The 7782-nt window shown below is 77.9% G+C and carries 10 protein-coding genes; 4 read left to right on the forward strand and 6 right to left on the reverse strand.

Annotated elements, in window-relative coordinates; all coding sequences use genetic code 11:
• The 3 genes from ABEB16_RS12155 to ABEB16_RS12165 form a co-directional block, all read right to left on the reverse strand.
• Positions 1-448: SDR family NAD(P)-dependent oxidoreductase (locus tag ABEB16_RS12155; protein WP_345712513.1), on the reverse strand; the 448-nt coding region annotated here is incomplete at its 3' end.
• A gap of 63 nt (positions 449-511) precedes the next feature.
• Positions 512-1036: a GNAT family N-acetyltransferase gene (locus ABEB16_RS12160; protein WP_345712514.1), complete on the reverse strand. Its 525-nt coding sequence runs from the start codon at positions 1034-1036 to the stop codon at positions 512-514.
• A gap of 29 nt (positions 1037-1065) precedes the next feature.
• Positions 1066-1698: an NADPH-dependent F420 reductase gene (locus ABEB16_RS12165; protein ID WP_345712515.1), complete on the reverse strand. Its 633-nt coding sequence runs from the start codon at positions 1696-1698 to the stop codon at positions 1066-1068.
• A gap of 114 nt (positions 1699-1812) precedes the next feature.
• Between ABEB16_RS12165 and ABEB16_RS12170 the strand changes: the two genes are divergently transcribed.
• Positions 1813-2280, forward strand: a complete 468-nt coding sequence (locus ABEB16_RS12170; RefSeq protein WP_345712516.1) for a MarR family winged helix-turn-helix transcriptional regulator — start codon at positions 1813-1815, stop codon at positions 2278-2280.
• Positions 2281-2404: 124 nt separating this feature from the next.
• Positions 2405-3253 carry a metallophosphoesterase gene (locus ABEB16_RS12175; RefSeq protein ID WP_345712517.1) on the forward strand — a complete coding sequence of 283 codons (849 nt, stop codon included), beginning with the start codon at positions 2405-2407 and terminating at the stop codon, positions 3251-3253.
• 3 nt (positions 3254-3256) lie between these two features.
• On the opposite strand, the gene ABEB16_RS12180 is transcribed toward ABEB16_RS12175, so the two are convergent.
• Positions 3257-4405: a hypothetical protein gene (locus ABEB16_RS12180; RefSeq protein WP_345712518.1), complete on the reverse strand. Its 1149-nt coding sequence runs from the start codon at positions 4403-4405 to the stop codon at positions 3257-3259.
• 248 nt (positions 4406-4653) lie between these two features.
• Between ABEB16_RS12180 and ABEB16_RS12185 the strand changes: the two genes are divergently transcribed.
• Entirely contained in the window at positions 4654-6303 is a 1650-nt protein-coding gene (locus ABEB16_RS12185; RefSeq protein ID WP_345712519.1) for an ABC-F family ATP-binding cassette domain-containing protein, read from the forward strand.
• Positions 6304-6310: 7 nt separating this feature from the next.
• Here ABEB16_RS12185 and ABEB16_RS12190 read toward each other — a convergent pair whose 3' ends face one another.
• On the reverse strand, positions 6311-6943 hold the full coding sequence (locus ABEB16_RS12190; RefSeq protein ID WP_345712520.1) for an FMN-binding negative transcriptional regulator: 633 nt from the start codon (positions 6941-6943) through the stop codon (positions 6311-6313).
• A gap of 147 nt (positions 6944-7090) precedes the next feature.
• The gene (locus ABEB16_RS12195; protein WP_345712521.1) at positions 7091-7546 is read right to left on the reverse strand and encodes a GNAT family N-acetyltransferase; all 456 of its coding nucleotides are present in this window, start codon (positions 7544-7546) and stop codon (positions 7091-7093) included.
• Between the two features lie 43 nt (positions 7547-7589).
• Between ABEB16_RS12195 and ABEB16_RS12200 the strand changes: the two genes are divergently transcribed.
• Positions 7590-7782: GntR family transcriptional regulator (locus ABEB16_RS12200; protein WP_345712522.1), on the forward strand; the 193-nt coding region annotated here is incomplete at its 3' end.

Below are 7782 nucleotides of genomic sequence, written 5' to 3' on the forward strand. Positions count from 1 at the left end.
GCCCGCCGGGGCGGGAGTCGTCGTGCTGCGCGGCGAACTCCTTGACCAGCAGCAGGGTGGCGCGGGTGTTCACCGCGAAGTCCAGGTCGAGCGCCTCGGCGGTGAGGTCCTCCAGCCACAGCGAGCTGCCCCGGGCGTGGTTGGCCACGACGGCGTCCAGGTGCCCGAACGCGCTGCGGGCGGCGGCCACCAGCGCGGCCGGTGCCGCCGGGTCGGCCAGGTCGCAGGAGACGTGCTCGACCCGGCCACCGGCCGCGCGCAGCTCGTCGACGAGGGTTTCGGGCCCGCCGGGATCGGCGCCCCAGGGTTGCTCGGCGTCGTGCGGCGCCCAGGAGTGCAGCAGCAGCGAGGCGCCCTCGGCGACGGCGCGCCGGGCGATGGCGGCCCCGATCGCGATGCGCCGGCTGGCACCCGTCACGAGGACGGCACGACCGGAGAGGGACGGCATCCGCCGATCGTCGCCGGGCCGGCGCCGGGCCCGCACCGGGTTTACGGCTCAGGTCGTCGCGGCTCAGGTCGTCGCGGGTCCGGCCCACCGGTGGCGGACGGCCGGCAGCTCCTGCCCGTCGAACCGCTCGACCCGGCGCACGCCGTCGGTGCGCCAGCCGCGCCGCTCGTAGAAGCGGCGGGCGCGGGCGTTGCCCTCCAGCGCCCACAGCACGACGCCTGGAGCGCCGCCGGTCAGCAGTTCCGCCACGGCCGCGTCCAGCAGCGCGCCCCCGGTGCCGCGCCCCCACGCGGCGGGCAGGACGTACAGGGCGTGGACCTCGCCCGTCCCGGCGGGCAGGTCCTCGTCGCGGGCGGCGCCGAAACAGGCGAAACCCTCCACCCGCCCGCCGGTCCCGGCGAGCAGGACGCGGCTGCCGCCGGCCAGGCCGCGCGCCCAGCCGGCGGCGCGGTCCTCGACGGACAGGGCGTCGAGGACCGCGTCGTCGACGAGCCCGCGGTACCCGCCGCGCCAGCCGGCCACGTGGACCTCGGCGATCGCGCGGGCGTCGCCCTCGACGGCGGGGCGGACGGCCGGGGCGGGGTTCACGGCGCCCATCCTGCCGGGCGGTGGGGCGGTCAGGCGCGTGCCAGGTGCAGGCCGATGCCGGGGCCGAGGCCCTGCCCGTAGGCGAGCTGGACGAGGAGCTCGACGGCGGGTTCGAGGTAGCGGGCGTTGCTCAGCGGGCCGGCGTCGACGGCGTCGAAACCGAGTTCGGCGCCCAGCCCGATCACGACGTCCTTGGCGGCGGCGTCGTCGCCCGCGACCGGCAGCAGCTGGCGCACCCCGCCCAGCACGGGGGTGGCGAGGGTGGCGGCCATGACGGTGTTGAACGCCTTGACCACGCTGGAGCGCGGCAGCCGGGCGGCGACCTGCTCCCCGGCGGAGGTGGTGTGCCCCAGCGTGAGGGACATGAAGTCCGCCGCCAGCGGGTTGGTGGCGTCGACGACGACGGTGCCGGTGAGGGCGCTGCGGACGTCCTCGGTGAGCGCGGCGTCCAGCGCGGTGAAGGGGACCGCCAGGACGAGCAGCTCGGCGCCGGCGGCGGCCGCGGCCGCGTCGGCGGTCTCGGCGCCGCTGGTCTCGGCCGCCTGCCGCAGGCGGGCGGAACCCGGCGTGCTCGCCGCCAGGGTGACGTGGTGACCGGCGCCGGTGAGCAGCGGGGCCAGGGCCGAGCCGACGTTGCCGGCGCCGAGGATCGCGATCTTCACGGTGTCTCCAGGGTTCGGGTCCGGGGCGGTGCCCCGCCATGTGCTTCGAATTCGAAGCACATGGCGAACGTAGCAGCTCCTTCGAATTCGAAACAAGTGGGCTATCGTGGCGCCGTGGACACCCCCTGGCTGGACGAGCTGGAGATGCGGGCGTGGGTCGCCTTCCTCGACACCAGCAACCTGCTGCACCGGCGCATCGACCAGCAGCTGCGCGAGGACGGCGGCCTGACCCAACCGCAGTACGAACTCATGACCCGGCTCGCCGAGGCACCCGGCACCCGGCTGCGGATGACCGAGCTGGCCGACCTCCTCGTCACCTCCCGCAGCGGCCTCACCTACCAGGTGACCCAGCTGGAGAAGGCCGGCCTCGTGCGCCGCGAGGCCTGCGCCGACGACGACCGCGGCGTCCTCGCCGTGCTCACCGACACCGGCGCCGACGTCCTGCGCCGCACCGCCCCCGGGCACGTGCGGGTGGTGCGCGACCACCTCGTCGACCTGCTCGACCGCCGCCAGCTCGCCGACCTCGCCGACGCGCTCGACGTGGCGCGGCGCCGGCTGCGGGACGCCGGCCCCCACCGGTGAGCGACCCGCGCCCCTCCCCTGTCGCGCCCATCTCCGGGTTCGGGCGTTCCGGGGCCGGGTCGTCGCCGCCCGAACCCGGAGATGGGCGCGACAGGGGTGGGCGCGCACCGGGCAGGATCGGGCCGTGACGAGCGCGCGCCTGCTGCACCTGTCCGACACCCACCTCACGGTCCCCGGGCGGCTGCACCAGGGGCGCGTCGACACCACGGCGGCGCTGCGGCACCTGCTGGCCGGGCTCGCGCCCCTCGCCGGCCTCGACGCCGTCGTCGTCTCCGGGGACGTCTCCGACGACGGCTCGGCCGAGTCCTACACCACCGCCCGCGACCTCGTCGGGGCGTTCGCGGCCGCACGGGGTGCCCACGTGGTGTGGGTGCCCGGCAACCACGACCAGCGCGGACCGTTCGCCCGGGTCCTGCTCGACCGCGACGGCGGGCCGGGACCGCTGGACGCCGTGCACGACGTCGCCGGCCTGCGCGTCGTCGCCCTCGACAGCTCCGTGCCCGGCCGCGGCTACGGCGAGCTGCGCCCCGGGCAGCTCGCCCGGCTGCGCCGGGTGCTGGCCGAGCCCGCCCCCCGGGGCAGCGTCGTCGTCGTGCACCACCCGCCGCTGCCGGCGCCCACCGCGCTGCACGAGGCGCTGCGGCTGCAGCGGCCCCAGGAGCTGCTCGCGGCGCTGGCCGGCACCGACGTGCGGGCGGTGCTCGGCGGGCACTACCACCACCCGTACGTCGCCGACCTGCGCGGGATCCACGTCGTCGTGGCACCCGGCGTCGCCAACCGCACCGACGTGCTCGTCGCGCCCGGCCGGGAGCGGGCCGTGCGGGGCAGCGGCGCCTGCCTGCTGGAGCTCGACGCCGACACCGTGCGCACCACGGTGCTCGCCGTGCCCGCCCCCGGCGACGGCGAGGAGGTCCTGCTGCTGGACGAGGAGAGCGTCGCCCGCATCGCCGCCGCCGCCGGCGTGCCGGGCTGAGGATCAGGCCGCGGAACCCGCCGAGGGCGGCCGCTCCCCGACCAGGTCCTCGGCGCTGCCGTCGCTGCGGTAGGCGTAGGCGGCCTGCCGCACCGTCTCGTCGGCCTCCAGCCCCGCGCCCAGCGCACCGCCCACGGTGGCCAGCGACGACGTCAGCCACACCAGCTGCAGGTGGTCGGCGAACCCCACCGGGTGACCCAGGCCCTCGGCCAGCAGCGACGGCACCACGAGCAGGAGGGCGGCCGCCAGGGACAGCGCGAACAGCGCCCCGTACAGGGCCAGCACACCGATCAGCACCGTCACCGTGGTCGCGATGTTGAACAGGGCGACCTGCTCGCGCACCCCGCGGTGGTGCGCCCGCTCCCACAGCCCCGCCCCCACCAGCAGCGTCACGACGATCGCGGCCACCGACGCCAGCGCCACCACCGACAGCCGCCACGCCCCCAGGGAGTCCGCCAGCCGCCAGACGTCCGGCGTGATCAGCGCGAACACCCCCGTGGTGACCGCGGCGACCAGCGCGCGGGACAGGTGCGCGGCCAGCCGCCAGGGCCGGTTGGTGCGCACCATCCCGGCGAGCAGGCGCACGTTGCCCCGCAGCACCCGGGCGCCGAAGCGCACGCCCTCGGCCCGCGGGTCGGCGTCGATCCCCAGCTCCCGCAGCCGCCGGGTCGTCCGCGCCCGGCGGGCCGTCCGCGACCGCTCGTCCTCACCGGCGCCCGGCACCCCGTCGAGCAGCCGCCCCACCAGGGTCAGCACGGCGGCGCGCGCGTGCCGGTGCAGGGCCAGCGCACCCAGCGCCGGCACGCTGACCACGGCGACGGAGTGCAGCGGGCTGGCGTGCGCCACCACGGGGCGGCGCGCCACCTGCAGCGGCAGGTCCGTCAGGCACACCACGAGGTCCCAGCCGCGCTCCAGCAGCAGCGCGCGGGCCGCCTCCACCAGCTCCCGGTCCCCCGCCGGCGGGGCGACGAGCCCGTCCTGCACGAGCTCCACCCGCCAGCCGACCCCCGCGAAGCGCTCGGCCAGGCCCGCGCGCACGTCCTCGACCAGCCCCGCGGCCAGGTCCCCGGCGGCGCCGGGTGCCGCGACCAGCCCCAGCACCACCTCCGGCCCGTCGCCGCCGGCACCGGGGTCCGCGTCCGCATCGCTCACGCCCCCGTCATACCCGTCACCCCGCGGCGGGTACGACGGGGGTGCCGGGCGCGGGGGTGCCGGGCGCGGGGGTGAAAACCCGTTGCCCCGGCCGGTGCGCCGGGCGCACGCTCGGGGCACCACGTCGTCGAGCGGGCAGGAGGTGGCCGCGGTGGAGCTCCGCGCCGGTGCCGCACCGTCCGCGCGCTGACCCGCCCGCCGCAGGGCCCGGCGCCAGCGCACCCGCCGACGCCCCCCCGGGAGCCCCCGTGCCCGCCAACCCCTCCCACGACCTGCGCCACGACCAGGCGCGCGCCGCGGTCGTGCTCACCGACGTCACCCTCACCTGGCCCGACGGCACCGACGCCCTCACCGGCGTCACCGGCTCCTTCGGCGCCCGGCGCACCGGCCTCGTCGGCGCCAACGGCTCCGGCAAGTCCACCCTGCTGCGCCTCGTCGCCGGCCTGCTGCGACCCACCCGCGGCTCGGTGCGCACCACCGGACCCGTCGCGCACCTGCCGCAGACGGTGCCGCTGGCCACCGGCACCACCGTGGCCGACCTGCTCGGCGTGCGCGCCCGCCTCGACGCGCTGCGGGCCGTCGAGGCCGGCACCACCGACGAGACCCTGCTCGCCCGCCACCTGGAGACCCTCGCCGACGACTGGGACGTCGAGGCGCGCGCCGCGCGGGCCCTGGCACCGCTCGGGCTGGGCGCCGGCGACCTCGACCGCCCGGTGGGCCGGCTCTCCGGCGGCGAGGCCGTGCTCGTCGCCGTCGCCGGGCTGCGGCTGCGGGCCGTCCCGGTGACCCTGCTCGACGAACCGACGAACAACCTCGACCGCGACGCCCGCGCCCGGCTGGTCGACCTCGTCCGCACCTGGCGCGGCGCCCTCGTCGTCGTCAGCCACGACACCGCCCTGCTGGACCAGCTCGACGAGACCGCCGAGCTGCACGCCGGCCGGCTGAGCACGTTCGGCGGCCCCTACGGCGCCTGGCAGGAGCACCTGGCCACCGAGCAGGCCGCGGCCGCGCAGGCCGAGCGCACCGCCGCGCAGGCCCTCGCCCTGCAGCGGCGGCAGCGGGTCGAGGCGGAGACGGTGCTCGCCCGCCGCGCCCGCTACGCCCGCACCGACTTCGAGAACAAGCGCCGCCCGAAGATCGTCATGAAGCAGCGGGCGACGGAGGCCCAGGTGTCCGCGGGCAGGCTGCGCACCGAGCACGACGGCAAGGTCGCCGCCGCACAGGACGCCCTCGACGCCGCGCGCGCCCGCGTGCGGGAGGACACCGCCATCCGCATCGACCTGCCGGACCCGGCGGTGCCCGCGGCGCGGCGGCTGGCGGAGCTGCACGGCACCGGTGGCGCGCCGTTCGTGCTGCGGGGGCCGGAGCGGGTGGCGCTCGTCGGGGCCAACGCCGTGGGCAAGACCACCCTGCTGGAGCGGCTCGTGCGCGGCCACCCCCACGACGGCGGCGCCGGCCGGGCGGGCGGGCGGCTGCTCACCGAGCGGGTGGGCTACCTGCCGCAGCGCCGCGACGGGCTCGACGAGGACGCCGGCGTGCTCGACGCCGTCCGCGCCGCCGCCCCGGACGTGCCGGTGAACCTGGTGCGGGCCCGGCTGGCGAGGTTCCTGCTGCGCGGGGACGCCGTCCACCGGCCGGTCCGCAGCCTGTCCGGCGGCGAGCGGTTCCGGGTGGCGCTGGCGCGGCTGCTGCTGGCCGACCCGCCGCCGCAGCTGCTCGTGCTGGACGAGCCGAGCAACGACCTCGACGTGCGCAGCACCGACCAGCTCGTGGACGCCCTCGGCGCCTACCGGGGCGGGCTGCTCGTCGTCAGCCACGACGACGCCCTGCTGGCGCGGCTGGGCCTGACCCGCACGCTCGTGCTGGAGCGGGGCGGGGTGCTGCGCGAGGCGGGCTGAGGTGCCCTCAGCGCCGCGCCGGCTCGCGGCGGTGCAGGTGCGCCAGCACCGCCGCGTCCCCGGGGCCGTCGCGCCCGGCGAGGCGCTGGGCGACGCCGGCGCGGTGGGCGGCGTCCCGGTTGCCGCCGACCTTGAACTTGCCGCGGACCTCGCGGGGGTGCAGCACCGCGCCGCGGATGCCGCGCAGCACGTTGCGGTGGGCCTGCGGGTCCGCCAGCTGCGGGTCGAGGGCGGCCAGCTGCACGCGCAGCAGGTCGAGCAGCGCCCCGGGCTCCTCGACGACCTCGACGTCGGCGACGACCTGCACCGCCGCGTAGTACGTCGTGGGCACGCCGAGGTCGGGGTCGGTGCCGCTGCCGGCGTTCCACGCACCGGGCACGTAGGCCCAGTCGCGGGCGACGGAGAGGACGGCCACGGGGCGTTCGGCCACGGCCGCCCAGACCGGGTTGGGGCGGGCCAGGTGCAGCACGACCCGCGGCGGTGACCCGGGGACGTCGTGGACGGTGTACTGCGTGGGCACGACGACGGGCACCTCGCGGTCGGGGCCGCCGGCGGCGACGAGGGTGCCGAAGCCGGCGGCGGCCAGGTGCTGCCAGCACTCGGCGTCGTCGCGGGGCGCGTCGGGTCGGGGGACGAACACGTCGGGCTCCTTCCTGCGTTCTTGTCGGTTCCGCCGCGTCCACCGGGTCGCCCGTCTCCGGGTCCGGGCGCCCGAGCGGGCCCCGGGAGCGCCGGAACCCGGAGATGGGCGGGAAGGAGATGGGCGGGAAGGAGGGCGGGCGCCGGGTCAGGCGCCCGGCAGCGGGGCGAGGGCGCGGGTGAAGTGGTGGCCGGCGATGTGCAGGCGCTCGCGGAAGTAGAAGCGGTGCGCCTCGTGGCGCTGCACCCCGGAGTCCAGCGAGAGCGTGGTGCACCCGGCCGCGCGTGCGCGGTGTTCCAGCTCGCGCAGCAGGAGCGCGCCGACACCGCCGGAGCGGGAGCCGGCCCGGGTGACGAGGTCCTCGACGTAGAGCTGGCGCACGGTGGCGGTGTTGGCCCACAGCCGCCAGCCGGCGACGCCGTGGCAGGTGCCGTCGTCGTCGAGGGCGGCGCTGAAGCGCAACCCCTGCGGCGCACCCTCGGCGCAGACGGCGGCGAGCAGGTCGAGGTCGAGGTGCGGGCGCAGCTCCCGCAGGACGGGCAGGGCGGCGGACCAGCGCTCGTCGGCGCGCGGGTCGGTGTGGTCGAGGTCGACGACGTGCATCCGGCCAGTCCTCCGCAATGTGTACTAGTACAGTCTGGTGACTGTGCCAGCACAGGATGCCACAGCAGCGCGGACCGCCGCCGGGATCGCCGCCGACCTCGAGCGCGCCGTCACCACCGGTGCCCTGCCCCCCGGCACCGCCCTGCCCTCCGTGCGCGCCCTCGCCGCCGAGCACGTCGTCGACCCCGGCACCGCCGCCGCGGCCTACCGCACCCTGCGCGAACGCGGCGTCGTCG

Origin of the sequence: Kineococcus glutinatus (assembly GCF_039542765.1) — a bacterium.
GTDB lineage: Bacteria > Actinomycetota > Actinomycetes > Actinomycetales > Kineococcaceae > Kineococcus_A > Kineococcus_A glutinatus.